The 25,317-nt window shown below is 66.6% G+C and carries 27 protein-coding genes and 3 tRNA genes; 10 read left to right on the top strand and 20 right to left on the bottom strand.

Annotated features, from left to right (window positions below; translation table 11 throughout):
• Nucleotides 1-40: 40 nt before the first annotated feature.
• Nucleotides 41-550, bottom strand: coding sequence for a DUF3011 domain-containing protein (locus AC5P7E_RS01665; protein ID WP_329761644.1), 510 nt, complete (start codon nt 548-550; stop codon nt 41-43).
• A gap of 243 nt (nt 551-793) precedes the next feature.
• Here AC5P7E_RS01665 and AC5P7E_RS01660 point away from each other — a divergent pair, with 243 nt between their 5' ends.
• Nucleotides 794-1,189 (top strand): hypothetical protein, encoded by a 396-nt coding sequence (locus tag AC5P7E_RS01660; RefSeq protein WP_044570630.1) that lies wholly within the window; start codon nt 794-796, stop codon nt 1,187-1,189.
• 24 nt (nt 1,190-1,213) lie between these two features.
• Here AC5P7E_RS01660 and AC5P7E_RS01655 read toward each other — a convergent pair whose 3' ends face one another.
• Nucleotides 1,214-1,906, bottom strand: coding sequence for an aspartate/glutamate racemase family protein (locus AC5P7E_RS01655; protein WP_114618703.1), 693 nt, complete (start codon nt 1,904-1,906; stop codon nt 1,214-1,216).
• Nucleotides 1,907-2,062: 156 nt separating this feature from the next.
• On the opposite strand from AC5P7E_RS01655, the gene AC5P7E_RS01650 reads away from it, so the two are divergent.
• On the top strand, nt 2,063-2,704 hold the full coding sequence (locus tag AC5P7E_RS01650) for a LysE family translocator (protein ID WP_005410425.1): 642 nt from the start codon (nt 2,063-2,065) through the stop codon (nt 2,702-2,704).
• A gap of 94 nt (nt 2,705-2,798) precedes the next feature.
• Nucleotides 2,799-2,972, top strand: a complete 174-nt coding sequence (locus AC5P7E_RS01645) for a DUF1328 domain-containing protein (protein ID WP_005410424.1) — start codon at nt 2,799-2,801, stop codon at nt 2,970-2,972.
• 22 nt (nt 2,973-2,994) lie between these two features.
• On the opposite strand, the gene AC5P7E_RS01640 is transcribed toward AC5P7E_RS01645, so the two are convergent.
• The 4 genes from AC5P7E_RS01640 to AC5P7E_RS01625 all read right to left on the bottom strand — a co-directional run bounded on the left by AC5P7E_RS01640 (nt 2,995) and on the right by AC5P7E_RS01625 (nt 4,532).
• Entirely contained in the window at nt 2,995-3,327 is a 333-nt protein-coding gene (locus AC5P7E_RS01640) for an SMR family transporter (RefSeq protein WP_005414055.1), read from the bottom strand.
• 13 nt (nt 3,328-3,340) lie between these two features.
• On the bottom strand, nt 3,341-3,913 hold the full coding sequence (locus AC5P7E_RS01635) for a TetR/AcrR family transcriptional regulator (RefSeq protein WP_012480869.1): 573 nt from the start codon (nt 3,911-3,913) through the stop codon (nt 3,341-3,343).
• Nucleotides 3,914-4,001: 88 nt separating this feature from the next.
• On the bottom strand, nt 4,002-4,235 hold the full coding sequence (locus AC5P7E_RS01630) for a DUF1653 domain-containing protein (protein WP_005410421.1): 234 nt from the start codon (nt 4,233-4,235) through the stop codon (nt 4,002-4,004).
• Between the two features lie 12 nt (nt 4,236-4,247).
• Nucleotides 4,248-4,532, bottom strand: a complete 285-nt coding sequence (locus AC5P7E_RS01625) for a hypothetical protein (protein WP_005410420.1) — start codon at nt 4,530-4,532, stop codon at nt 4,248-4,250.
• 403 nt (nt 4,533-4,935) lie between these two features.
• Here AC5P7E_RS01625 and AC5P7E_RS01620 point away from each other — a divergent pair, with 403 nt between their 5' ends.
• The 3 genes from AC5P7E_RS01620 (at nt 4,936) to AC5P7E_RS01610 (ending at nt 6,199) form a co-directional block, all read left to right on the top strand.
• Nucleotides 4,936-5,142 (top strand): hypothetical protein, encoded by a 207-nt coding sequence (locus tag AC5P7E_RS01620; protein WP_005410418.1) that lies wholly within the window; start codon nt 4,936-4,938, stop codon nt 5,140-5,142.
• 130 nt (nt 5,143-5,272) lie between these two features.
• Entirely contained in the window at nt 5,273-5,827 is a 555-nt protein-coding gene (locus AC5P7E_RS01615) for a DUF3011 domain-containing protein (RefSeq protein ID WP_049430631.1), read from the top strand.
• Nucleotides 5,828-5,995: 168 nt separating this feature from the next.
• Nucleotides 5,996-6,199, top strand: coding sequence for a hypothetical protein (locus AC5P7E_RS01610; protein WP_005410416.1), 204 nt, complete (start codon nt 5,996-5,998; stop codon nt 6,197-6,199).
• A gap of 153 nt (nt 6,200-6,352) precedes the next feature.
• Here AC5P7E_RS01610 and dxs read toward each other — a convergent pair whose 3' ends face one another.
• The 7 genes from dxs to AC5P7E_RS01575 all read right to left on the bottom strand — a co-directional run bounded on the left by dxs (nt 6,353) and on the right by AC5P7E_RS01575 (nt 12,929).
• Nucleotides 6,353-8,260 (bottom strand): 1-deoxy-D-xylulose-5-phosphate synthase, encoded by a 1,908-nt coding sequence (gene dxs / locus AC5P7E_RS01605; protein WP_012480865.1) that lies wholly within the window; start codon nt 8,258-8,260, stop codon nt 6,353-6,355.
• 105 nt (nt 8,261-8,365) lie between these two features.
• A complete protein-coding gene (locus tag AC5P7E_RS01600) occupies nt 8,366-9,031 on the bottom strand; it encodes an HNH endonuclease (RefSeq protein ID WP_005410414.1) in 666 nt (221 codons plus the stop codon).
• A gap of 431 nt (nt 9,032-9,462) precedes the next feature.
• Nucleotides 9,463-11,253 (bottom strand): acyl-CoA dehydrogenase C-terminal domain-containing protein, encoded by a 1,791-nt coding sequence (locus tag AC5P7E_RS01595; RefSeq protein WP_076739860.1) that lies wholly within the window; start codon nt 11,251-11,253, stop codon nt 9,463-9,465.
• A gap of 65 nt (nt 11,254-11,318) precedes the next feature.
• Entirely contained in the window at nt 11,319-11,795 is a 477-nt protein-coding gene (locus AC5P7E_RS01590) for an LEA/WHy family protein (RefSeq protein ID WP_049395301.1), read from the bottom strand.
• A gap of 164 nt (nt 11,796-11,959) precedes the next feature.
• Nucleotides 11,960-12,511 (bottom strand): lipocalin family protein, encoded by a 552-nt coding sequence (locus tag AC5P7E_RS01585; RefSeq protein WP_076739859.1) that lies wholly within the window; start codon nt 12,509-12,511, stop codon nt 11,960-11,962.
• Between the two features lie 193 nt (nt 12,512-12,704).
• Nucleotides 12,705-12,780: transfer RNA gene (locus AC5P7E_RS01580), tRNA-Phe, on the bottom strand.
• Between the two features lie 73 nt (nt 12,781-12,853).
• Nucleotides 12,854-12,929, bottom strand: a tRNA-Phe gene (locus tag AC5P7E_RS01575).
• Nucleotides 12,930-13,265: 336 nt separating this feature from the next.
• Between AC5P7E_RS01575 and curA the strand changes: the two genes are divergently transcribed.
• A complete protein-coding gene (curA, locus tag AC5P7E_RS01570) occupies nt 13,266-14,291 on the top strand; it encodes an NADPH-dependent curcumin/dihydrocurcumin reductase (protein WP_076739858.1) in 1,026 nt (341 codons plus the stop codon).
• A 38-nt stretch (nt 14,292-14,329) separates the two neighbouring features.
• Here curA and AC5P7E_RS01565 read toward each other — a convergent pair whose 3' ends face one another.
• Nucleotides 14,330-15,172, bottom strand: coding sequence for a bifunctional transcriptional activator/DNA repair enzyme AdaA (locus tag AC5P7E_RS01565; RefSeq protein WP_076739857.1), 843 nt, complete (start codon nt 15,170-15,172; stop codon nt 14,330-14,332).
• Between the two features lie 132 nt (nt 15,173-15,304).
• Here AC5P7E_RS01565 and AC5P7E_RS01560 point away from each other — a divergent pair, with 132 nt between their 5' ends.
• Entirely contained in the window at nt 15,305-16,066 is a 762-nt protein-coding gene (locus AC5P7E_RS01560) for an SDR family oxidoreductase (protein WP_495222816.1), read from the top strand.
• Between the two features lie 156 nt (nt 16,067-16,222).
• Here AC5P7E_RS01560 and AC5P7E_RS01555 read toward each other — a convergent pair whose 3' ends face one another.
• The 5 genes from AC5P7E_RS01555 to AC5P7E_RS01535 form a co-directional block, all read right to left on the bottom strand.
• Nucleotides 16,223-16,657 (bottom strand): hypothetical protein, encoded by a 435-nt coding sequence (locus AC5P7E_RS01555; protein WP_076739855.1) that lies wholly within the window; start codon nt 16,655-16,657, stop codon nt 16,223-16,225.
• 118 nt (nt 16,658-16,775) lie between these two features.
• Nucleotides 16,776-16,851: transfer RNA gene (locus tag AC5P7E_RS01550), tRNA-Ala, on the bottom strand.
• 94 nt (nt 16,852-16,945) lie between these two features.
• Nucleotides 16,946-17,872 (bottom strand): alpha/beta hydrolase, encoded by a 927-nt coding sequence (locus AC5P7E_RS01545; RefSeq protein ID WP_114618706.1) that lies wholly within the window; start codon nt 17,870-17,872, stop codon nt 16,946-16,948.
• Nucleotides 17,862-18,755 (bottom strand): alpha/beta fold hydrolase, encoded by an 894-nt coding sequence (locus AC5P7E_RS01540; protein WP_049395561.1) that lies wholly within the window; start codon nt 18,753-18,755, stop codon nt 17,862-17,864. Before AC5P7E_RS01540 ends, AC5P7E_RS01545 begins: the two co-directional genes overlap by 11 nt.
• 21 nt (nt 18,756-18,776) lie before the next feature.
• Nucleotides 18,777-19,832: a sugar phosphate isomerase/epimerase family protein gene (locus tag AC5P7E_RS01535; RefSeq protein WP_049395560.1), complete on the bottom strand. Its 1,056-nt coding sequence runs from the start codon at nt 19,830-19,832 to the stop codon at nt 18,777-18,779.
• 101 nt (nt 19,833-19,933) lie between these two features.
• Between AC5P7E_RS01535 and AC5P7E_RS01530 the strand changes: the two genes are divergently transcribed.
• Entirely contained in the window at nt 19,934-20,515 is a 582-nt protein-coding gene (locus tag AC5P7E_RS01530) for a TetR/AcrR family transcriptional regulator (protein WP_049437387.1), read from the top strand.
• Between the two features lie 208 nt (nt 20,516-20,723).
• The gene (locus AC5P7E_RS01525) at nt 20,724-23,054 is read left to right on the top strand and encodes a TonB-dependent receptor (protein WP_114618707.1); all 2,331 of its coding nucleotides are present in this window, start codon (nt 20,724-20,726) and stop codon (nt 23,052-23,054) included.
• 88 nt (nt 23,055-23,142) lie between these two features.
• On the opposite strand, the gene AC5P7E_RS01520 is transcribed toward AC5P7E_RS01525, so the two are convergent.
• A complete protein-coding gene (locus AC5P7E_RS01520) occupies nt 23,143-25,215 on the bottom strand; it encodes a DUF4034 domain-containing protein (protein WP_076739851.1) in 2,073 nt (690 codons plus the stop codon).
• Between the last annotated feature and the right edge of the window lie 102 nt (nt 25,216-25,317).

Genomic DNA, 25,317 nt, shown 5'->3' with positions numbered 1-25,317 from the left:
CACGCACGCCTGCTCGATGCAGCCAGCGCGCGGCCGGCAGTCAATACACACGGAACTCGGCACGGCAGCCGTCGCTGACCCACACCCCGCGGCGGTCCCAGCCCCAGTTGCGGTCCTCGATGCAGGCTGTCACCGATTTCTGCCTGACCAGCCGTACCTCATGGCGCACGCGAATCCGGCACTCCTTGTCCTTGTTCTCGTAGGACTCGCAGACCAGGCGTTCGCCCTCGTTGTCGCGATCACGGCTGCGGCCACGTCCCGGCCAGCGGCCGTGTTCGTCGGCGACGAACTCGGCGCGGCAGCCGTCGGTCACCCACAGCATGCGCCGGCTCTGGCCCCAGTTCTGGTCTTCCACGCAACGGGTCACCGACAGCTGCCTGGCCAGGCGCATCGGTCCCTCGATGGGGCATTGCTCGGTCTTGTTGAACTGGGATTCGCAGCGCGGCGCTGGAATGTGATCAGTGTCGTAGTCCTGGGCGGCCACGGCGGTGGCGGCCAGCAGCAGGGCAAGGGCGGCGCCGGTGATCGGCAGCAGCGGGCGAAGGGTCATGGGGGAGCCTCGGGCGGGGATTCGGGCGGCAAGAATGACCCAGCACGGGGCCGTCGGAACGCATCGTTCCGGAAGCGGCTCAGGAGGGATTTAGTAGTGCGCACCAGCCCATGCAGAGGCTTACATCCCGTATCATCGCTGCACATCCGATCGCATCGGTTTACACCTTCTTACATGTCTTCCACGCCTGTCGGCGCAGCCTGTGGCTGCCGTCACTGGTGTGCGGGCGGCCTGCGGGGGAGGATGCGCGGACCACGACGACCACAGGGGGTTGCGTTGATCAGCAGTACCGTCATTCATCGCTCGGCCGACGCAGGTGGCGCCGAGGTGCGGGTCCTGGACACTACGTTCAAGGGCAAGCATGTGTTCGTTGCCTGGGGGCTGCGCGGGCCGGAACTGACCCGCAGCGCGGACCCGGCTGCCACTGTGGCTGCGCGCAAGGCATTGCATGCCGTTGCCGGGCATAGTGAAGGGCCGCGCAGCCCGGAAGTGTTCATCGCCAACCAGTCGGCGGTGGCGATCACGGTCTATCGGCTGCTTACCGAAGCACGCTCCGGTGACGCCATCTTCTTCCTGTGCGATTCACCGGCGGTGGTCGAGTGGCTGATCACCGCGCTGGAAGTGCAGGGCGCGGACTGATTCCGCGCTCCGGCGCGCATTGATTCAAGCCAGGGCCGTGTCCACGGCGGCCCGCGCATGCAGGGCGGTGGTATCGAACAGCGGCACTGCACTGTCCTCCGGGCGTACCAGCAGCATGATCTCGGTGCAGCCAAGAATGATTGCTTCGGCACCGCGCGCCACCAGTCGCGCGATCACGCCGGCATAGACCTGCCGTGAGTGCTCGCTGACCACACCAGCGATCAACTCCTGGTAGATGATGTCGTGCACGCTGCGACGATCATCGGCTTCGGGTACCAGCACCTCCAGTCCGAAGCGATCCTGCAGCCGGCCGCGGTAGAAGTCCTGTTCCATGGTGAAGGCGGTGCCGAGCAGGCCCACCTTGCGTGCGCCTGCCTGCACGATGGCCTGGGCGGTGGGGTCGGCGATATGCAGCAGCGGCAGCGTGCAGGCCGCCTCGATGCGGTCGGCCAGCGTGTGCATGGTGTTGGTGCAGACCAGCAGCAGATCGGCACCACCGGCCTGCAGGCGTCGTGCGGCCTCAACCATGTGGTCGCCCAGTGCATCCCAGTCGCCGTCGTGCTGCAGCTGCTTGATCGGGGCGAAATCCACCGACCACAGCAGCAGCTGTGCCGAGTGCGCACCGCCGAGCCGCCGCCGTACCTCCTCGTTGATGAGCCGGTAGTACTGGGCCGAGCTTTCCCAGCTCATGCCACCAATCAGGCCAAGGGTCTTCATGCGCCGCTCCGTGCCAGGAGCCCTCATTGCAGCACAGATGGTGCCCGGTTGCCGATGGCGGCGATCTGTAACCACCACATCCATGCTGCGCTGTGTGTGCCGCGGCAGGCCCGGCGCACTCTATGCTGGTTGGATCTTCTGAAGTGGATGTGCGCTATGGCCCTGCATACCTGGTGGTGGTTCCTCGCCACGGTGTTCGTTCTGTGTGGTACGCCGGGGCCGAACATGCTGCATATCCTCGGTCGCAGCGTCGGGCTGGGGTTCCGTGGCAGTGTGCCGGCGATGGCCGGCTGCCTGCTGGCGATGCTGCTGGTGCTGGCGGCCTCCGCAGCAGGCCTGAGTGCGCTGCTGCATTCCTCGCCGATGCTGTTCGAGGTGCTGCGTTATCTGGGCGTGGCCTATCTGGCTTGGCTGGGCCTGAAGGCATGGCGTGACAGTTGCCGGCCGGCACCGCCGGTGACGGTCGATGCTACGCCGCCGGTTGCGGCCTCGCTGGGCGCGTGGAAGGTGTTCCGTGGTGGCCTTCTGGTGGGCCTGAGCAATCCCAAGCTGCTGCTGTTCGCGGCGGCGTTCCTGCCGCAGTTCGTCGACCCGTCACGCGGCCAGGCGCTGCAGTACAGCGTGCTAGTGGCCACCTTTGCCGCGTGCGAACTGTTCTGGTACGTGATGTATGCGGCCGGTGGCCATGGCCTTCGCCGCTGGTTGGCCAAGCCGTTTGCGCGACGCTGGTTCGAGCGCCTGGTGGGCAGCGTGTTCCTGGCGTTTGCCGTCGCGCTGCTGCGCTTCCGTCCGCGCTGATTCACGCCGCGCACGCGGCCTGTTCACGATTGCCGCATCGGCCACGGCCTAGCCTGATCATCCAGTACGCAGTCCCCGCAGGGAAAGGTTTGACATGATCAAGTGGGCCATCATCTTCGCCGTCATCGGTGTGATCGCAGGCGTGCTCGGCTTCGGTGGCATTGCCGGTGCCGCGGTCGGTATCGCCAAGTTCCTGTTCTGGGCCGGCATCATCATCGCCGTGGTGCTGTTCCTGCTCGGCATGACCGTAGCGAAGAAGGTCAGCTAGCGTTGATCGCGCAGCAGCGTGCTCAGTGCGCGCTGCTGCGCGAGAACAGGTTGATCACCAGTACGCCGGCGCAGATCAGGCCGATGCCGGTCAACGCCGGTGCATCCAGGCGCTGCTTGAACACCACCAGCCCGATCAGTGAGATCAGCACGATGCCGACGCCGGACCAGATTGCGTAGGCGATGCCGGTCGGGATCGACTTCATGGTCATTGACAGCAGGTAGAAGCACAGCCCGTAGCCGACCAGTGCGCCCAGTGTCGGCGCCAGCCGGCTCATGCCGTCGGATGCCTTCAGCAGTGATGTGGCAATCACTTCCAGCACGATGGCAGCGGCAAGGTAGAGGTAGGGATTCATCGAGCGCTCCAGCTCACTGCGGGTCGCACAGTTTCAGGGCCTGCTCGGCCATGGCCAATGCATTGGCACGTTCTTCCTCGTCCAGCGGACGCCCATAGGCCGTGGCCCAGTAGCCATCGGCAGCGCAGCGCGCCGCGTACAGCCGTGGGTCGCCGGCTTCGCCAGGGAACTCGGCCAGCATCGCGCGCTTCCAGTTGCGCCAGTGCGCAAGCAGGCCCGGTTCCATCAGGTTGCCCAAGGTCAGGCCGATGTCGTTGTCCTGCTCCTGCTGCAGCAGATGCTCGAAGTTGGCCTGCACATAGGCGCGGCTGAAACGGCCATGGCCTTCGGGGTTTTCCTGCAGCAGGGCGCGCACGCGCGCTTCGAATTCTCCAATCAGCGCTCCGATGGCTTCATCCACCAGCACCTGCTTGCTGCTGAAATGATGGAACAACGCACCCTTGCTGACACCGGCGGCCTGCGCGACGTCCTGCACGGTCAGCGCGGCCAGGCCGTTACGGCCGATCACTTCAATGGTGGCCTGCAGCAGTGACTGGCGCACGCTGTCGGGCGCCTTGCGGCGCGAACGGGAGGGGGATGCGGACATGGCGGGAAGAAACCGACTGGACGGTACGATTGTAACGCAGGCCCGCCGCGTTACCGCGCGCTGCCGGCCATGGCCGGCAGCGGAACCCTCATGCGTCGACGCGGGCGAAACGCGGTTGCGGTCCGTGCTCGCCGGGCACCTGCTCGACGAACATGGCGTACGGGCGTACCCACAGGCCACCTTCGCCATACAGCGCGCGGTACAGCACCATCGGCTGCAGGGTCTCGCTGCTGCGGACGATGTCGAGCACTTCGTACTCGCCGCCCTTGAAGTGGCGGTAGCGGCCTGGGGCCAGGGTGGGGAGCGGACTCAGCTCAGCCATGGGCGGCGCGACTCACTTGCGCGCCGGGCTGGCCGGCTTCGCGCAGTAGGCATCGATGGCTTCGGCGGTGTTGGCCAGGCCCTGTGCCTGCGCCAGTTCCCACGGACGTTCGCAACGCTGGCTGTGCTCGCACCACTGGTAGCCGGCCGAACCGATGCAACCGTGGGCATCGCGGTCGCCACCGACCTTCGGCGTGGCGGGCGAAGTGGCCGCCGTATCGGCACGCGCAGCGGCCTGATGCTGGTTGGCACAGGCGGACAGCACCAGCAGGGCTGGAATCAGAAGAAGCGCTTTCATCGGGCGGGCTCCGTGCCTAAAGCGACAGTGTCTGTCGCAAATAGCCCTGCAGCAAGCGCTCAGTGCATGGCGGCGCGGATCAGTTCCTCGATCAGCACGAGGTAGCTGGCCACGAAATAGAACTTCAGCAGCGTCCAACGCTGCTGCGAGAAGAAGGTGCGCATGTGGAAGGGGCCCCTGTTGATGACGGTAGTGTGAAGCCCGGCTGACTCCGTGACAAGAATCACGGAATGAACAGGCTAAATGGACTCAGGGATGTGAGGGCAGGCAAGGGCTGACCGGAGGGCGCGGCATTTTCGTACAAATCTGATGGGCCACCCCTGAGGTGATCGCTAGCCTGAAGGTGTACCGGCACGTGGACCGTCCGCCTGCCGTCGCATCCTTCCATCCGCAGGAGCCCCTCATGGTCATTACCGTTCAACGCAACGCCCGGCACTGGTCCGTGCTGGATCCGCAGGTGCATGACGCAACCCGATATGCGCGGGGCGCCGAGGCTTTCGATGTCGCCGCGGCGCGGGCCCTCGAGCACCACCGTCGCACCGGCCAGCGCAGCACGGTGCGGGTCGAGGCGCTCGGCAGCGCGGTGGATGCCCTGCACGTAGGAGACTGATGCCGGTCGTTGCGTGCAGTCAGCTACGGTTGCGTTGTTTGAATGGGGAAAAACCGGCGTCACGCGCCCCCCTGTGCGCCGTGCCGGGAATCCCGGATGCTTGCGCCATCGTATTCATCTGGAGATCTCGATGGGCAAGGCACTCACCTGGCGTACCCTGGCCTGCACCCTGCTGCCGATGCTGGCGGCGGCGGGTGGCGCCCAGGCGCAGAGCTATGGCTACGGCTATGACGATGACCGCTACGGTGGCCGCGAAGGCAGCGGCATCGTGCGCTGCGAGTCGATCAAGAACCGTAGCAACGAGTGCCGTCTGGAGGGCCGCGCGCGGATGATCCGCCAGTTGTCCGGCTCGCCGTGCGTGGAAGGTGAGACCTGGGGCCAGTCGCGCTATGGCGTCTGGGTGACCCAGGGCTGCCGCGCCGAGTTCGTCGGCGAGTACCGTCGTGGCGGTGGCTGGGGCAATGGGGGTGGCTGGGGCAACGGCAACGGTTGGGGCGGCGGCGAGGTGATCACCTGTCATTCCAATGGGCATCGCCAGGAGTACTGCGACGCCCGCATCCGCCGCGGCGTGCGCCTGGTTCGCCAGGATTCGCGCAGTGCCTGCATCGAGGGCCAGACCTGGGGCTGGGATCGTCGTGGCATCTGGGTCAGCGACGGCTGCCGGGCACAGTTCCAGGTGAACTGAGCGTGCCCCTCTAAAATCAGAAAAATCTGATACAGCTCACATTTTGAATTGCCGTATCTTCTGCGATCAGGGCATCTCTGTGTGTCCCTGATCTGTTGCGACGATGCCTGCCGTGATCGGCAGGAATGTCCCGCTACCGTCGATACGCTGCCTCAAGGAGTGAGCCGCATGTTGATCCGCCTGCAATGCGAACAGCGCCAATGGCGCGTGCTGCATCCGGACCGGCCGGAGCCGATCGATTTCCGCGACGGTGCCCGCGCGTTCGACTTCGCTGAAACCCTGGCGCGCCTGCACTTTGTCGATACCGGGCAGCGCGCCGCGGTGCGCGTGGAAGCCAGCGGCGCCTTCGTGGAAGCGGTCAGCTACGGCTGAGGGCGGGGGTGTCAGGCCAGATCCTGTTTCCGGGTCCCGCTATCCACGCATGGCGTGGATCTACTGCGGAACCGGGGTCGACCCACGCCATGCGTGGATGCAGACGCAAGGTAGATCCACGCCATGCGCGGATCCACTGGGTGGCAATTGGCCTCAGCCCGCCGCGCTCAGCGGCGGGGTACCTGTGACCAGCTGCGGCCAACGCTTGAGCACGGCCGCACGGATGCCCGCGGCGTCGATGCCTGCTTCGGCCAGCAGGTCCTCGCGGCTGGCATGGTGCTGGTAGCTGTCGGGCAGGCCCAGGTGCAGGATCGGGCGCAGCACGCCTTCGGCATTGAGCAGCTCGCCGACGCCTGAACCGGCGCCACCGGCCACCACGTTGTCTTCGATCGTCACCAGGCCCTCGTGCTGGGCGGCGACAGCCAGCACCAGCTCGCGGTCCAGCGGCTTGATGAAACGCATGTTGACCACGCTCAGGCCGAGTTCGCGGCCGACCTGCTCGGCGGCGGCCACGGTGCTGCCGAAGGCGAGCAGGGCAATGCGGCTGCCCTGCAGGCGCAGTTCGCCCTTGCCGATCGGCAGGGTGGACAGGTCGGTGCCGGCTGCAACGCCGGTGCCGGTGCCGCGCGGGTAGCGCACGGCGGCCGGGCCCGGGTGCTGCAGGCCGGTGCTGAGCATCTGCCGGCACTCGGCTTCGTTGGACGGTGCCATCACCACCAGGTTGGGCACGCAGCGCAGGAAGCTCAGGTCGAGGTTGCCGGCATGGGTCGCACCGTCCGGGCCGACCACGCCGGCGCGATCGATCGCGAACAGCACGTCCAGGTCCTGGATCGCCACGTCATGTACCAGCTGGTCGTACGCGCGCTGCAGGAAGGTCGAGTAGATCGCCACCACCGGCTTGCCACCCTGGGTGGCCATGCCGGCGGCGAGGGTGACCGCATGCTGTTCGGCAATCGCCACGTCGAAATAGCGCTGCGGGTATTCCTTGCTGAAACGCACCAGGCCGGAGCCTTCGCGCATCGCCGGGGTGATGCCGTACAGGCGGGGCTCGGCGGCGGCGGCATCGCACAGCCAGTCGCTGAACACATCGGTATAGGTCGGCTTCTTGGCACCGGCCTTGGCCACCAGGCCCTTGTCCGGATCGAACGGGCCCACGGCGTGGTAACCGATCTGGTCGCCTTCGGCCGGCTCGTAGCCCTTGCCCTTGGTGGTCATCACGTGCAGCAGCTTCGGGCCCTTGGAGGCGCGCAGCGTCTTCAGCGTGGACAGCAGGGCGGGCATGTCGTGGCCGTCGATCGGGCCGGTGTAGTGGAAGCCCATCTCCTCGAACATCGTGGACGGCACGAACATGCCCTTCCAGTGTTCTTCCCAGCGCTTCACGAAACGCGCCGGGTTGTTCTTCTTGTCACCGAGGATCTTCTTGCCGCCTTCGCGCAGCGCATTGAGCGTGCGGCTGCCGGTGGCACGGCCGAGCATCTTGGTCAGGCCGCCGACCGCCTCGGAGATCGACATGTTGTTGTCGTTGAGGATCACCAGCAGGTTCGGTTCCGGGTCCATGCCGCCGGCGTGCATCAGCGCTTCGAAGGCCATGCCGGCGGTCATCGCACCGTCACCGATCACTGCCACGATCTTGCGGTCGTCGCCTTCGGACTGGCGGGCAATGGCCATGCCGAGTGCCGCCGAGATCGAGGTGGAGGAGTGGCCGACGCCAAAGGTGTCGTATTCGCTCTCCTCGCGCTTCGGGAATGGCGCGACGCCGTCCTTCTGCTTGACGGTGTGGATCTGGTCGCGGCGCCCGGTCAGGATCTTGTGCGGGTAGGTCTGGTGACCGACGTCCCAGACCAGCTGGTCGACCGGAGTCTGGTACAGGTAGTGCAGGGCTACGGTGAGTTCGATCACGCCCAGGCCGGCGGCGAAGTGGCCACCGCTCTTGCCCACCGATTCGATGAGGTAGGCGCGCAGTTCGTCGGCAACCGCCCTCAGTTCGGATTCGTCGAACGTGCGCAGGTCATCCGGCGTCTGGATGCGCGCGAGGCGGGGATAGCGGGCAGAGTCGATCATCATGTTCGCACTTTTTCTGAATGCCCATTTTCGCCCTCAAACGGGGGTGGGGCAAGCAAACGCCGCCGTCCGTGACAGGACGGTGAGGGTTGCATTTTCAGGCGTTCAGGTGCTCAGTTTCGACCGCTTGGGCAATTGCGCCTTCAGGAAGGCCATCTGGTCGGCCAGGATGTTGCGGTTGGACAGGATCAGGTGCTCGATCCAGCTGGGCCGGTAGGGCACGGCCAGCAGCGGCATTCCGGCCTGCTGCGGGGTGCGGTCGCTCTTGCGCGAGTTGCAGTGGAAACAGGCGGTGACCACGTTTTCCCAGCAGTCCAGGCCGCCCTTGGACAGTGGCACGACGTGGTCGCGGGTGAGCGTGGGGCGGTTGAACTGCTGGCCGCAGTACATGCACAGGTGGGCGTCGCGGGCGAACAGGGCCGGGTTGGTCAGGTTCGGCGTGGGGTCGATCGCGCGGGAGCGGGCATGGCCGCGCGCGGCGATGATCGGGTGCAGGTCCATGCCGCTCTGCAGGCCGCTGAAGCGATTGGTGCCGCCGTGGATGTGCAGGCAGGGATCACCCAGCGTCCAGGCCACCGCTTCGCGGGCGTAGAGGCACGCCGCATCCTGCCAGGTGATCCAGTCCAGTACGCGTCCGTGGGCATCAAGCGAGAGCAGCCGGACCGAACCGGGGCGATGCAGCGTCGTGGCGTTGGGCGATGCTTCGGCGCCCGGAGCAGAAAACGGAGCTCCGGCTTCGATCAGACCCAAGCGTGTAGTGTCTGTCTCCATCGGGAGAACAGCTTATACCTGAATTGTTGCGTTTTGGGTATCGCCACTTGGGCGATACCCAAAACGCAACAATTCAGGTCCGCGCATTCCGCATCCCAGCCCGCCGATGGCGGGTTGGGATGCCCACGCATTCCTCCTATCCCCTGCGCCGTCGGCGCGCCCCCCTTAACAAAGGGGGGCTTTTCCCCAGATGGATTTCGGTGGTTTTCATCCACGCATGGCATGGATCCACTGGCCACCGGAGATCTGTCGAAGGCGGGGTGGGTCCGGTTGCGGGGGCGTGAGCCGCATGGATGCGGCGATCGAGGCTACAGGGACGTACTTGCGCCGTCCCCCGCAATCGGACCCACCCTGCCATCCCGCAGGAAGCCAGCTGTTGCTGTTGCTTTGGCTCCAGCCTTGGCTTCTGCGGGTGCCGGGCGCAGCCCGGCTCAGGCGCCGAAGCGCTCGTCGTCCATCGCCATCAGCGGGGCGGCGCCGGCCTGGATGGCGGCGGCGTGGCTGAGGGTGCGCGGCAGCACGCGGGCGAAGTAGAAACGCGCGGTCTCGCGCTTGCCCTGGGCGAAGGCGGCGCCGTGCGCGCTGGCATCGGCGGCGGCCACGCTGCGGGCCCACCAGTAGGCCAGCACCACGTAACCCGAATAGAACAGGTAGTCGTAGCTGGCCGCGCCCAGTTCGTCCGGATTGGCGGCCGCGCGCTGCAGCACGTCCAGGGTCAGCTTGCCCCATTCGGCGGCCTTGGCGCGCAGTGGGCCGATGAACTCGGCCAGCGCTTCGTTGCCCTCGTGTTCCTTGGCGAAGGCTTCGATCTCGGCCAGCATCAGCTTCAGGCCAGCGCCCTGGCTGGACGCGGTCTTGCGGCCGATCAGGTCCAGCGCCTGGATGCCGGTGGTGCCTTCATACAGCGTGGTGATGCGGGCATCGCGGGCCAGCTGCTCCATGCCGTGTTCGCGGATATAGCCGTGGCCACCGAAGCACTGCAGCGCGTTGTAGGTGTTCTCGATGCCCCATTCGGTCTGGCAGGCCTTGGAAATCGGGGTGAGGAAGCTGACCAGGGTGTCGGCGCGCTCGCGCTCGGCGGCGTCCTCGGCGTGGTGGGCGACGTCGATCAGGGTGGCGGCGTGCAGGGCCAGCAGGCGGCTGCCCTCGACCAGTGACTTCACCGTCAGCAGCATGCGGCGCACATCCGGGTGGACCAGGATCGGGTCGGCCGGCTTGTCCGGGAACTTGGCGCCGCTGAGGGCGCGCGACTGCAGGCGCTCACGGCTGTACTTCAGCGCGTTCTGGTAGGCACGCTCGGACAGGCCGATGCCCTGCAGGCCGACACCCAGGCGCGCGGTGTTCATCATGGTGAACATCGCCTGCAGGCCCTTGTGCGGCTGGCCCACCAGGTAGCCCTGCGCACCATCGAAGTTCATCACGCAGGTGACCGAGCCCTTGATGCCCATCTTGTGCTCGATCGAACCGCAGCGCAGCGCGTTGCGCTCGCCGACATTGCCCTCGCGGTCGACCTTGAACTTGGGCGTGACGAACAGCGAGATGCCCTTGGCGCCCGGAGGGGCGTCGGGCAGCTTGGCCAGCACCAGGTGCACGATGTTTTCGGTCAGGTCGTGCTCGCCGGCGGTGATGAAGATCTTGGTGCCGGTGATCGAGTAGCTGCCGTCGGCGTTCGGCTCGGCCTTGGTCTTCAGCAGGCCCAGGTCGGTACCGCAGTGCGGCTCGGTCAGGCACATGGTGCCGGTCCAGCGGCCCTCGATCAGCGGCTTGAGGAAGGCCTCGTGCTGCCAGGCCTCGCCGTGCTGCTTCAGCGCTTCGATGGCGCCGTGCGAGAGCAGCGGGAAGTTGCCCCACGCCAGGTTGGCGGCGTTGATCATTTCGTTGAGCGGCACGCCAAGGGTGTGCGGCAGGCCCTGGCCACCCAGTTCCGGCGAGGCGGTCAGGCCGGTCCAGCCGCCATCGACGAACTGGTCGTAGGCCTGCTTGAAGCCGGGCGGGGTGGTCACTTCACCGGTGGCCTGGTCGAGCACGCAGCCGATCTCATCGCCAACGCTGTTGAGCGGGGCCAGCACGGTGGCGCTGAAACGGCCAGCTTCTTCCAGCACGGCATCGACCACGTCGGCGGTGGCGTCGGTGAAGCCCAGGCGGGCGAACAGGGGTTCGACCTTGAGCACGTCGTGCAGGGCGAAACGGAGGTCGGAAAGCGGGGCGGTGTAGCTGCTCATCGGTACGTCTCGATTTGATCAGGGCAGGGGAGAGCGGCGCCAGGCGCCGCGACGGAAGGTGGAAATCAGCGCAGCACGCCCGGCAGGCCCGGGGCCTGGTTGAGGGTGCTGCGGCTGCTGATGTCGAAGCTGCGCTGCTTCTTTTCCTGCGGCGTGGCCGCGACCGTTCCCTTCAGGCCATAGGCCAGGGTGCGGTTGCCGGCCAGTGCATCGGCCACCACCAGGCGTGCGGCCGAACTGGGCACCAGGTCGACATTGATGACATCCGCGGAGGTGCCGCCGATGGAGATACCGGGCTTGGCCTGCAGGGTGCCGGCGTCGCTGTCGCCGACGGTCAGTGCCAGCGAGACGTCATCGAAGGTCATCGGCATGGAGCTGTAGTTCTGCAGGCGCAGGGCCACGGTCCAGTTGCCGTCGGCGCGCACGGTCAGCTGCTGCAGGCTGGCCGCCGGTTCCGAAACACGCTTGACGATGCCGTTGCCACAGGCGGCAAGGGCGAGGGTGCTCAGGACGATCAAGGCGATACGGAAACGGTGGAGCATGGGCGCAGGTCCTCTGGAGGCGGTGCGTTGGAATAAGCATACTACGGCGTATGGTCGTTTGGATCGCCTGTGGCGAGCCGTCGCAGAGGGTAGCGCGTGAAGATGGCGGCGGGGCGTGCGCAGCGCTGGATGGCGCGCGCGTGGTGCGCCGGATGCGGGGCGGTTCAGTCGGCGGGTGTATCGCGAATCGGGGCCATCAGGCGCAACGGGCCGAGGTCGTAGCCCATCGTCTCGGCCTTGGCTTTCAGCTGTTCGAATCGGGCGCGATCCATTTCCGGCAGGCGCGAGAGGATCCACAGGTATTTCCGGTCCGGTTCACCAACCAGGGCCCACTGGTAGTCCGGGTCCAGCGCCAGCACCCAGTAGTCGGCCCAGACCAGTGGCACCCAGCTCAGCCAGTCCGGAACGAAGCGCACCTGCAGTTGGCCGGGATGGCCAGCCACCGGGCGTGCAACGCCTTCGGCGATCACGCGTTCTCCGTCGGCGTTGCGGCAGGCATTGGTGACACTGATGCGGCCATCGCGGCGCAGCCCGTAGTTGGCGGTGATCTCGCCGACGCACTGCTTCTGGAATGACACCGGCAGGTGAGCGATCTCGTGCCATTGGCCTGCATAGCGGTCGATGTCCAGCGTGTCGACTGCACGCACCGATTCGGCGGCGATCACCGGGGTGGCGGCCAGCAGCAGGCAGGCGAGCAGGGTGGGGCGCAATTGCATCGGCAGGCTCCGGCAGGAATCTGCAGCGTAGGTGCCGCGGCGGGTACTGGTGTAAATGTTTCGTCAACCAGACGGCGGTGGCCCGGCATGGATCGAGGCAATGGAAGGAGCCAGCGCCAGGTAGACCCACGCCATGCGTGGATGGCAGGCCGCACGCAAAAAAAAGACCTGCATTTCTGCAGGTCTCTGAAGATGGTGGCCGAAGACGGAATCGAACCGCCGACACGGGGATTTTCAATCCCCTGCTCTACCAACTGAGCTACTCGGCCAAGTTGTGTGGCAACCGTGATCAAACCCGGTTTCCGGAAAAAAAAGACCCGCATTTCTGCAGGCCTTCGAAAGTGGTGGCCGAAGACGGAATCGAACCGCCGACACGGGGATTTTCAATCCCCTGCTCTACCAACTGAGCTACTCGGCCACATGTTTCGTTGCAGCGAGGTCGCTGCCAAGGACGCGTATATTACGGAGGTCGGCTGCCTTCGGCAAGCGTTTTGCCAAGATTTCTTCACATTGCCGTCTGCGGGCTCGCAAGTGCTTGATCCTCCGTTGTGGGACGGGGGCGTGGTCAGTCGATCATCGTCTGCGGTGGAAATCAGCAGATCGCCGCGATCGCCAAAGCTGCAAGGGCAAGGGCTGCGCCGGACCCGCGCCGCGCCGGTCCATGGAACGCTGTTTTCGTGGCCGTTGCCGGCGATCGTTGCGGCGTAGTGTCGGCATTCCTTTCCTGATGCTGGCAACAGCAGAGCCGGTCACCATGTCCGATTCCCTCGCTACCTCCCGTATCGTGCTGGCCTCGCGTCCGCAGGGCGCACCAAGCGCGGCCAACTTCCGCCTGGAACAGGCTGCGCTGCCGGCATTGGGGGATGGCGAAGTGCTGCTGCGCAACCGCTACCTGTCGCTGGACCCGTACATGCGTGGACGCATGGACGAGGGCCCGTCGTACGCCGCGCCGGTGGCGGTGGGCGCCGTGATGGAAGGGCAGACCGTGGCCGAAGTGCTGCGATCCAACGCCGAAGGTGTGGCGGTCGGAGATCTGCTGCTGGCGCCGGGCGGCTGGCAGACCCATGCGGTGCTGCCGGCCAAGGCATTGGGGCGCCGCCTGGACCCGGCCGGACTGCCGCTGAGTACGGCGCTGGGGGTATATGGCATGCCCGGCTTCACCGCCTATTCCAGCCTGCACGAAATCGCCCGTTTGAAGCCGGGTGAGACGCTGGTGGTGGCTGCCGCGACCGGGCCGGTGGGCGCGACCGTCGCCCAGCTGGCCAAGCTGCAGGGCGCGCGCGTGGTCGCCATCGCCGGTGGCGAAGCCAAGCGTGCCTACCTGCAGACGCTGGGCGTGGACGTGGCGCTGGATCATCGCGCGGCTGATTTTGCCGATCAACTGCGCGCGGCAGTGCCTGCCGGCATCGACGTGTACTTCGAGAATGTCGGTGGCCATGTGCTGGATGCAGTGCTGCCGCTGCTCAACGACTTCGCCCGCATTCCGGTGTGCGGCACCATCGCCACCTACAACGAGCAGGGCATCGAGCAGCCCGGCCCGGACCGGTTGCCCGCACTGTTCAGCCAGATCCTGCGCCAGCGCCTGACCGTGCGTGGTTTCATCGTGCACGACTTCAACCACCTGTGGCCGGACTTCGAATGCGAGATGCGGCAGTGGCTGCGCGAAGGTCGCATCCAGTACCGCGAGGATGTGGTGGAAGGGCTGGAGAATGCGCCGGAGGCGTTCTTCGGGCTGCTGAAGGGGCAGAACTTCGGCAAGCTGGTGGTGAAGCTGGATTGAGTGTCCGCCGGGCGTGCCGACCAAGGTCGGCACCCACGTCAGGCAGTCGAGGCCTTTTCCCGGCGCAGCAGTTCGCGCTTGCGCGCCACGCCCCAGGCGTAGCCGGACAGGTCGCCGTCGCGGCGTACAACGCGATGGCAAGGGACGGCCACCGCCAGTGGATTGCTGGCGCAGGCGCGAGCCACCGCACGGCTTGATCGCGGGGCGCCGATGCGCGTGGCGATGTCGGCATACGAGGCGGTCTGGCCACGTGGGATCTGCTGCAACGCCTGCCACACGCGCTGCTGGAAGGCGGTGCCGCGGATATCCAGCGGCAACGTGGCGCCCCGCGTCGGGTCCTCGACCAGACCTACCACCTGTGCCACCAGTTGTTCATAACCGCTGTCGGCACCGACCAGCTTGGCCTGGCGGAAGCGGTGCTGCAGCGATTGCAGCAGCGCTTCCGGATCGTCGCCGAGCAGGATCGCGACCACGCCGGTGGCACTGCTGGCCACCAGCACGCTGCCCAGTGAGCTTTCGGCAAGCGCGAAGTGGATGACTTCGCCGCGCCCCCCTGCGCGCCATTGCTTCGGGGTCATGCCCAGCAATTTCGGTGCGTTCTCGTAGAAGCGCCCACTGGAACCGAAGCCGGCATCGTGGAAGGCATCGGTGATGCGTTCCTGCTGTTGCAGCCCGGCGCGCAGGCGGTCGGCGCGCAGTGCCGCAGCGTACTGCTTCGGGGTCAGCCCGGTTGCCTGCTTGAACAGGCGATGCAGGCGGGTCGGGCTGCAGCCGGCGATGTCGGCCAGTTCCTGCAGCGAGGGTTCGTCGAGGCTGGTCTGCAGGTGGCGGCAGACCCGTTCAACGCGGGCATCGAGGGCGGTGGTGGCGGTACTGTCCATGGGCGGATTCTGGCACGTGCCGCAGCCACGAAAACTCCGTTTCCTGCACTTGCCAGCGAGGCCCGGAAACGGAGTGTTGGCCGTCCAGAGGCAGGGCATCGTTGCGGCCACTTCACAACGGATGCCACGACCATGCGCCTGAACAACAGGATCGCTCTCATCACCGGTGCCAGCGCCGGCATCGGCCGCGCCAGCGCCCTGCGCTTCGCTGCCGAAGGGGCAAAGCTGGTGCTCAACGCACGGCGGCCGGAACCGCTGCAGGCGCTGGCCGAGCAGATTCGCGCCGCCGGTGGCGACGCCGTGGTGCATGCCGCCGACGTCGCCGACCCGGGCACGGCGCAGGCGCTGGTCGATCTGGCCCAGCAGTCATTCGGCGGCCTGGACATCGCCCTCAACAATGCCGGCATGCTCGGCCCCGGTGTGCCGGCAGCGGAGTTCCCGGTGGACGCCTGGCGCGAGGTGATGGCCACCAATCTGGATGCCGCCTTCCATGCCGCGCGCGCACAGTTGCCGGCACTGCTGGCACGCGGCGGCGGTTCGCTGGTGTTCGTCGGCACGTTCGTCGGCCATACCGTGGGCTTCCCTGGCATGGCGGCCTATGCGTCGAGCAAGGCCGGGCTGATCGGCCTGAGCCAGGTGATCGCGGCGGAGTATGGCGCGCGCGGTGTGCGCAGCAATGTACTGCTGCCCGGTGGCACCGATACCGAGATGGGGCGGCAGGCCGCGCCTACCGGGGATGCGCGTGATTTCGTGCGTTCGCTGCACGCGCTGAAGCGGATGGCCGAGCCGGAGGAGATCGCCAACGCGGCGCTGTTCCTGGCCAGCGATGAAAGCAGTTTCGTTACCGGTACCGCGATGCGCGTGGAGGGTGGAGTGTCGATCACCCGCACCTGAGTGGGGTCATGAGCGCGGAACGTAGCGGATACCGCTGCTGGCCATGAACCCCTTCGGATCGAAGCGGGCCCAGGCTTCGCCCCAGTCGAACCGGGCGTGGCCACCCGCCAGCTTGCGGCCGATCGCCGCGCCCAGCGTGCGGCAGATGAAGGCGGCTCAGAGTGCGGTCGGTGTGATCTGGTACGTCCCATCACGGGTGAAGCCGAGCCGCAGCTTGAGACGGTCTCCAGCGACAACGTCGAAAGCCGCTTCGCGCATATGCGCGGTACGGCTCACGATGCCGCACACACCGGTGCCCGCTGGGCCGGCACCCAGGATGTGCTTGCCCGAAGGGATGTACACCGTCATGGTCTGCCCATTGTCTACGTGTGCTGCCACTTTGCCGTCGACGTAGAAGGCGACAGGACACTTTGATCCGGCCAAGCCAACATCCCGGGTCACGATGACCGTCCCGGTGTCAGCGGCGGGCTGGGCGTAGGCGAAGATCTGACTGGCCGGGACGGGCTTTGCCACCTCTGTCGCGATGGGGCGGGTGGCCGAACAACCAGCGAGCAGAGCGACGACGGCGGCAGCTGCAAAAAATCCCTTCATGAGTGCTCCTACGGTAGCGATGAGACGTCGTGGTGGCATTTCACGACATTATCACGAGCCCGACGCCAAACAAAAAGCCCCGAGGAGACCCTCGGGGCTTTTTGATTTGCTTATGAAGTGGTGGAGCCAAGGAGGATCGAACTCCTGACCTCGTCATTGCGAACGACGCGCTCTCCCAGCTGAGCTATGGCCCCACGGCAGGGTTTCAGTGTAGCGCTGCCTGCCGGGCTTGCCAAGCGCCGGGCCGGGACGGTGGTCGCGTCGCTTCGGCTACCGCCCCTGACCGGTTCAGGACAGGGCCCAGCGCAGCAGGGTGCCGGCACGACTTGCTGCCACGTCGGTGCTGGCACTGACCGCGTGCAGATGGATGCAGGCGTGGATCATCCCGGGCAACCGCTCGAGCGTGCAGTCGACACCTGCCGCCTGCAGCCGCCGTGCGTACTGTTCGGCCTCATCCCGCAGCGGGTCGTGCTCGCAGCTGAGCACGGAGGCCGGCGCCAGCCCATGCAGATCCGTTGCATGGGCCGGCGAGGCCAGTGCCAGCGGCGGGTGCAGATCGCCAAGATAGGCCTGCCAGCAACGCTGCATCAGTTCGGCGCTGAGGTAGTAGCCACTGGCGTACTCGCGATAGGAGTCGCTGCCCATGCCGGCATCCAGTGCCGGGTACAGCAGCAACTGGTGGCGTGGCTGCGGCAGGCCGAGATCGCGCAGCCGCAGGCAGCAGGCGGCTGCCAGATTGCCGCCGGCACTGTCGCCACCGATTGCCAGCCGTTGCGGGTCCAGTCCGAGGCTGACCGCGTTGGCCAGCAGCCACGACCAGGCGTCGGCAACGTCGTGCAGCGGCAGCGGGAACGGATGCTCCGGCGCCAGCCGGTAGCCCACGGCGACAATCACGCAGCCGCTGGCATTGGCCAGCGCGCGGCAGGGGCCGTCATAGACCGCCAGCGAACACTGGAACCATCCGCCGCCATGCGCGAACAATAACGCCGGTGCCGGTCCATCGGGCAGCCCTTCCGGTGTGTAAAGGCGGACTTCCAATGCATGCCCGTCGCGTGCGATCACCGCATGTTCGATCACATGCGCAACCGGCTGCGGCGCGCCCTGCAGCTGGGGCAGCGCGCTCTCGCTGATCGCACGCAGTTCCCGCAGGTCGTCGGGCAATGGCTGCGACGCCACGGCGTCGACGAACTGCCGCAGCGCCGGTTCAAGCTGCATGGTGTGCCTCCTGCAGGAACGGCAGCAGCTGTGCAAGGAATGCCTGCGGCGCTTCTTCCATGATGAAATGGCCGCAGCCCGGCACGATGCTGCCGCGCACGTCATCGGCATGTGGCTGCAGGGTGAGCATCGGCGCATCGGCGGTGGCGTGCTCGGCGCCGATGGCCAGCACCGGCATCGCCAGCCGGCGCTGCGCACGTTCCTTGTTCTGGCGGATGGTTTCCGGAATCGCGCGGTACCAGGCGAAGCCGGCCCGCAGTGCGCCGGGGCGGCTGTAGGCGGCGATGTAGGTATCGGCAGCCACCGCGTCGCGGCGGTACGACCAGCGGTCGAACATGAATTCCAGGTAGGCGCGCTCGCGACCGCTGATGAGCGCCTCGGGCAGGTCGGCCACCTGGTTGAACATGAAATGCCAGAGGAAGATGTTGTCGGCCGGTGCGGCGAAGATGCCCGGTTCCGGCGCCAGGCCGGGAATCACCGCTTCGGTGACCGCCAGTTGGCGCACCGCCTGCGGCTGGTCGCTGGCCAGTGCATAGGCGATCCACATGCCGATGTCATGGCCGACCACCTGGTAGCGCTCGTGGCCCAGCGCCCGCATGGTCTGGTGCAGGACGGCGGCGGCACTGCCGGTGTCGTAGCCGTGGGCAGGGCGGTCAGATTCGCCGATGCCCGGCGGATCAACCGCGATGGCTTCGAAACCGGCCTGGGCCAGGGCGTGCAGCACATGGCGCCAGGCATACCAGGTCTGCGGCCAGCCGGGAATCAACAGCACCGGTTCGCCGTGGCCGGCGGAGACGCAATGCACGCGCTGGCCATCGATGCGCAGGTAGTGGTGGCGCAGGGCGTCGTCGCCGGCAGCGCCAGCGGGAAGGGAAGGGGTCATGGGGGAGTGCTCCGTGGGGGCTCAGGCGATGCCGAGCATGTGCTGCATCTGCGCGGTGCTGATCGGAGCACCGGCGAAGTCGTCGAAGATCTTGTCGGTGACCGGAATGATGTGGTCGCGGATGAATGCAGCGCCTTCGCGTGCACCGGCTTCCTGGTCCTTCAGGCAGCACTCCCACTCCAGCGTCGCCCACCCCTGGTAGTCGTACTGGGCCAGCTTGGAGAAGATCGACTTGAAGTCGACCTGGCCATCGCCCAGCGAGCGGAAGCGACCTGCACGTTCGGTCCAGTCGGCATACCCGCCATAGATGCCTTGGCGGCCGCTGGGGCGGAACTCCGCATCCTTGACGTGGAACATGCGGATCAGCGGGTAGTAGATGTCCAGGTACTCCAGGTAGTCCAGCTGCTGCAGCACGAAGTGGCTGGGATCGAACAGGATGCGGCAGCGCTGGTGCTGACCGACGCGCTCGAAGAAGCGCTCGAAGCTGGTGCCGTCATGCAGGTCTTCGCTGGGATGGATCTCGTAGCAGAGGTTGATGCCGTTGTCCTCGCAGGTATCGAGGATCGGCCGCCAGCGTCGTGCCAGCTCATCGAAGGCCGCGTCGATCAGGCCCGGCGGGCGCTGCGGGAACGGGAACAGGTAGGGCCAGGCGAATGAGCCGGAGAAGGTGCCCATGTCCTGCAGGCCCAGCCGGCGGGAGGCACGGGCGGCCAGGTGCAGTTGCTGCTGCGCCCATTCGCTGCGCGCCTTCGGGTTGCCGCGCAGTGCTTCCGGCGCGAAGCCATCGCAGAGTTCATCGTAGGCCGGATGCACGGCCACCAGCTGGCCGAGGATGTGGGTGGTGAGCTCGCTGACCTGCAGGCCGTGCTCAGCCAGGGTGCCGCGGATGTCGTCGCAGTAGTCCTGGCTGTCGGCGGCGGTGGCCAGGTCGAACAGGCGTGCATCCCAGGCCGGGATCTGCAGTGCCTTGAAACCGTGGCCAGCGGCCCACTCGGCAATGCTGGCAAGTGAGTTGAACGGGGCCTGGTCGCCGGCGAACTGCGCCAGGTGCAGGCTGGGGCCCTTGAGGGTCTGCATGTGTTGCTCCAATTATTTGTCGGGCGACAAAGAATAGGCGCGACCCTCGCGATGGTCAACACCCGCGTTACACTGCGCGTCTCACTGGAGCAGGCAGGCAGATGGCAGGGCGACCGCGCGAATTCGACAGGGACCAGGCGTTGCGCAAGGCGATGCTGCTGTTCTGGCAGCACGGCTACGAAGGCACGTCGATGTCGGCACTGGTCGAAACGCTGGGCATTGCCTCTGCACGCATCTACGCCGCGTTCGGCAGCAAGGAGCAGCTGTTCCGCGAAGCCGTTGCGCTGTACGAAGAGGGCGAGGGTGGTTTCGCGCCGCGCGCGCTGGAGCAGGCCACGCTGCGCGAGGCGATCGGGTCCATGCTGCGCGAGGCGGTGCTGACCTACACCCGCCGTGGGCGTCCGCACGGCTGCCTGGTGGTGTCCTCGGCCAGCAGCGTTTCGCCTGATGGCGAGGGCGTGCGGGACTGGCTGGCCAGCCATCGTCGCCAGCGCACGGCGGCGATCATCGCGCGGCTGCAGCAGGCGCAGGCCGAGGGTGAGCTGGCCGACGACGCGGCGGTGCAGGCGCTGGGTGACCACTTCGCCACGGTGCTGCATGGCATCTCGGTGCAGGCGCGTGACGGCATCAGCCGCGAGCGCCTGCTGGCGATGGTCGATGTCGCGTTGACCCCGTTGCCCTGAGATCCGGGGTCAGATCCGTTCTCCCTTGGGAAACGGATCTGACCCCAAACGGTGCTGGCTGACTGTGCCGAAACCGCTGGTTTCGCCGGGCTTGGAGGTCGCGCAACGAAATCGTAACAATTTGGGGGATAATGGCGGCTTGCGCAGTTCTCCTCCCTTTTGCCGCCCGGCTCGCGCAGGCCGCACGGACGCCTCCTCAGAGCATTTCATGCCCTCCCATTCCGATTCCCGCCGCCTGTCGGGTATGTCGTCTTCCTTCGTTTCCTTCCGCCGCCATCCGCTGGCCCTGGCCTGTGCCGGCCTGGCCCTGGTCGGCAGCTTCGGTGCCGCCGCGCAGGACAGCGCGCCGACCCCGACCGGGCTGGACACGATCACCGTGACCGCCGAACACCGCGAGCAGAACCTGCAGGAAGTGCCGGTCTCGGTGGGCGTGGTGCAGGGCGAGCGCATGCGCGACTTCACCGCCGGCGGCGATGACACCCTGCTGGCGCTGTCCGGCCGCGTGCCGAGCCTGTATGCGGAAACCACCACCGGCCGCATCTTCCCGCGCTTCTACATCCGTGGCCTGGGCAACATCGACTTCTACCTGGGTGCCTCGCAGCCGGTGTCGATCATCCAGGACGACGTGGTGCTGGAGCACGTGGTGCTGAAGTCCAACCCGGTCTATGACGTCGACCAGGTGGAAGTGCTGCGCGGCCCGCAGGGTTCGCTGTTCGGCCGCAACACCACCGCCGGCATCGTCAAGTTCGACACCCTGAAGCCGACCCAGGATTACACCGGCCGCGTCAGTGCCAGCTATGCGACCTATAACAGCGTGTCGATCGACGGCGGCTTCGGCGGCCCGATCAACGACATCGCCTCGTTCCGCGTGTCGGCCCTGTACCAGCACCGCGACGACTACGTCGACAACACCTACCGCGGCCCGAGCGCCGACGGCACGGTCAGCCCAAAGAAGAACGCCATGGGCGGCTTCGATGACCGCAACGTACGCGCGCAGCTGCTGCTGACCCCGAGCGACCAGTTCTCGATCCTGGCCTCGGCCCACGCCCGTGATTACGAGGGCACCTCGACCCTGTTCCTGCGCGGTGCGCTGACCAAGGGCTCGAACAAGACCGACGTGCCGCGTGACAAGGTCGCCTACGACGAAGCCGACAACAACCCGCAGGCCTACAAGACCTACGGCGGTTCGGTGAAGGCGCGTTATGACTTCGGCGCGATCGACTTCACCTCGATCACCGCCTACGAAACCACCTCCGGCTACAGCCGCGGCGACACCGACGGCGGCGCCGCGGTGAACTTCCCGGTGAACGGCGTGCCGAACGGTTACGGCCAGTCGATGGGCCGCATCCGTGACCTGGACCAGTGGACCCAGGAATTCCGCCTGGCCAGCCATGATGACAGCGCCCTGCAGTGGCAGGCCGGTGCGTTCTACTTCAACGGCAGCGACACCACCGACTTCTACCAGCGCGCGTGGTTCCTGCAGGGCGCGGCCCGCAACCCGAACAATTGGGTGCGCCTGCGCAACAAGAACACCTCGTGGGCCGGTTTCGGCCAGATCAGCTACGCCTTCACCGACAAGTTCACCGTCACCGCCGGCCTGCGCCAGACCAAGGACGAGAAGCACACCCGCCTGCTGAAGACCGCTGACACTGCCGCCGGCGTGGTCACCTACAAGGGCCGCACCGACGTCAGGATGTCCGACACCACCCCGAGCTGGGATCTGAGCGCGATGTATCAGATCACGCCGGACGTGAGCGTCTACGCCAAGGTCGCGCGTGGCTTCCGCGGCCCGACCATCCAGGGGCGTTCGGCGGTGTTCAACGCCGATTTCACCACCGCCGATTCCGAGACCATCCTGTCCTGGGAAGCGGGCGTGAAGAGCAGCCTGTGGGACAACCGCCTGCGCCTGAACGCCACCGCGTTCACCTACACCGTCAACGACATCCAGCTCAACGGCAACGATTCGGACGGCAACGGCGTGCTGTTCAACGCCGACAAGGCCAAGGCCTACGGCTTCGAAGCGGACATGGAACTGCGCCCGATCCCGAACCTGACCCTGAGCGCCGGCCTGAGCCTGCTGCACAGCGAGATCAAGGACAAGCGCGTGTACGCGCAGGTCTGCGGCCTCAACGGCCAGGTGGTCTGCACGGTGAATGATCCGACCATCAAGGTCGGCGCCAACACCTTCGCGCAGATCGACGGCAACCCGCTGCCGAACGCGCCGAAGTACAACGTGAACCTGGCCGCCCGTTACGACTTCCCGGTCAGCGACGCGGGCACCATGTTCGTCTCCACCGACTGGAACAAGCAGGGTTACACCAGCTTCGTGCTGTACGACAGCAAGGAGTTCAATTCCAAGGGTGACTTCGAAGGCGGCCTGAAGATCGGCTACTCGGGCAACTACGGTGCCTACGAAGTGGCGCTGTTCGCGCGCAACATCACCAACGAGAAGAACCTCAAGGGCGTGATCGAGAACTACATGGCCGCGGTCTACAACGAACCGCGTACCGTCGGTGTCTCGCTGAACATGAACTGGTAATGCGCTGTCGCGATGGCGGGGCATCCCGCCATCGCACTGTTGGAATGCAAAGGGCGGCCCGGTGATCCGGGCCGCCCTTTTCGTTGCTTCAGACTGCAGTGAGGTTGCTGTCCTGGCTGCGCTGGCCGAAGGTCAGGGCCCAAGTGGCGCTGTCCACCTGGTGCCGGTCCTGTTCCTGCTGCTTGCGTGCGCGGCTGGCACCGAACCAGCGGCCTTCGCCGTTGATCAGCGGTGCCATGCGTACCACGTCCACATACTCCGGATCGATCTCGCTGGCACGCTGCAGCCAGCTCAGGGCGAGGAATGCATTGGCCGGGACGCCGTTACCGAAGTGGTAGATGTCGGCCAGATAGCCGGCAGCCCACAGCTTGTCGTCGTCGTCGCCGCGCCACCACAGCGGAATCAAGGCGCGTTCGACCGCTTCGCGCTTGTGCGCGTCGTTCCGGCCATCGAATGCCAGGCAGGCCAGGTTGCGGCAGGTTGGGCCCCACACGCGCTCGCCGGCCTCGGCCTCATCCAGGCAGCGCAGGTACAGCTCGCGCGCACGCGCTTCGTTCTCCGCGCCGCCTGCGGCGACGAGACGGACGGCCAGGTTGTAGGTGGCGATCAGGTCGCCGCCTTCCACCGCACGCTCCTGCCAGTAGGCGGCCTTTTCCGCATCGGCGAACTGTGGTTGGTCACGGCCACCGAGGCGGCCCTTGTACAGGTCGCACAGCGCCGACATCGCGCCGGCGTCGCCATCGTCCGCCATGCGCTGCAGCAGCGACAGGCCGGCGGCCTGTGAGACATCGCAGAACAGATTGGCGGCGAACGTCACCGCCGAGGTGTCGTCCTGCTGCGCAAGCTTCAACGCGCGCTGCAGCAGGACACTGGCGCGTGTCGGGTCGCTGGCCTGGCCGAGCAGGCCATGCTCGATGGCGGTGGCGGCCCAGAGCAGGCCGATCGCCGAATCGCCTTCGCGCGCGGCATAGTCCACCACCTGTGCGAACAGTGCTTCGGCACCGTCGACATGGGCGAACCAGGTGCAGGCCTCGAGGTTGCTGAGCCCCTCATGCAGGACCACATCGCGGTCCAATGTCCATGCCTGCTGCAGATCTTCAAGCACCGCCTGCATGTGGTCCGGATCCCACTGCACGACGCCTTCGCTGTCTTCAACGCGGCCAAGCCGGTAGCGCAGCCCGGCGCGCTGGGCCAGCACCTGCGCGCGCAGGTGGCGGTCCAGGTGCCAGTCGAGGATCTGCGTGTAGGCGCGCTCGTGCGCGGCCACGGCCTCGGCATCCTCACGGTGGGGCAGATCGCCCATCCAGTCCTGCTCCTTGTGCCACCGCAGCGCGTTGCTCTGCGCCAGTTCCAGGCCACGGCACCAGCTACCCTCGATGAAGTTCTCCATCGCCTCATGGCTGCCGCCCCAGCGCGGGTACAGGAAGTACAGGGTGTCTTCCAGCGTGGCCAGATCGTCCGGGCGCTGCTCCAGCACCAGGCGCATCCAGTACGCCAGTGGTGCGTCGAAATCGTCCTGGCTGCGCTCGCGCAGCAATGGGGGCAGCGTATCCGGCAGCGTCTGCAACGGCGTACCGAAGCGCGACAGCAGCTGCAATGCCTTTGGCCAGGCTTGAGGGTAGTGCTCGGCCAGCGCGGCGTCATCGGATGCGGCGGGCTGCCCGGCCTGCAGCGCACGCAGCCAGTTCGGTTCGCGCAGGTAGCTGGTGATGCGCTTGATGCCATCCAGCGCCAACGCAGGTCGTGGCGACAGCGGTATCGCCTGCAGGTAGGCGTGCACGGCATGATCGCGGGCCAGCTGTGCCGCCAGCCACTGGCTGTCTTCGACCAGTGCGGCAACGTCGGCGCTGCGCAGTTCGCCGGCAGCGTCCTGCCAGCAGGCGCCCAGGCAAAGCCAGGCGTAGTAGCTGCCGGGGGCGGCCGAAGCCCACTGCTGGGCCAGTTGCAGGCGGGCTTCCAACGTCAGCGTGGCGTCGTGCAGGTTGCGCAGCCGCCAGCGGATGCCGGGCAGCGCATTCTCTCCCTGCAGCCAGGCCAGCTCATGTGGAGCAAGCAACGCATCCAGTTCGGCATAGCGCCGTTCCTGCAGCGCAGTGCGCGCCTGCACGCGCCAGGCAAGGTCTTCGGGGGAAAGCCCGTCTTTTGCAAATCCGTTTGTCATTGCTGCAATCCAGCGAGTACGAGGCTGGACATTAGAAGCGCGGTCGTTAGCGGCGGCAAGCAGGACATGCGGCTGCCGTGTCGATGGCATTCAGCAGGAGGC

The organism is Stenotrophomonas sp. YJH_SMC_25 (assembly GCF_059369595.1).
The sequence above is the reverse complement of the archived record's forward strand: the minus strand, read 5'-3'. Positions and strand labels throughout refer to the sequence as shown.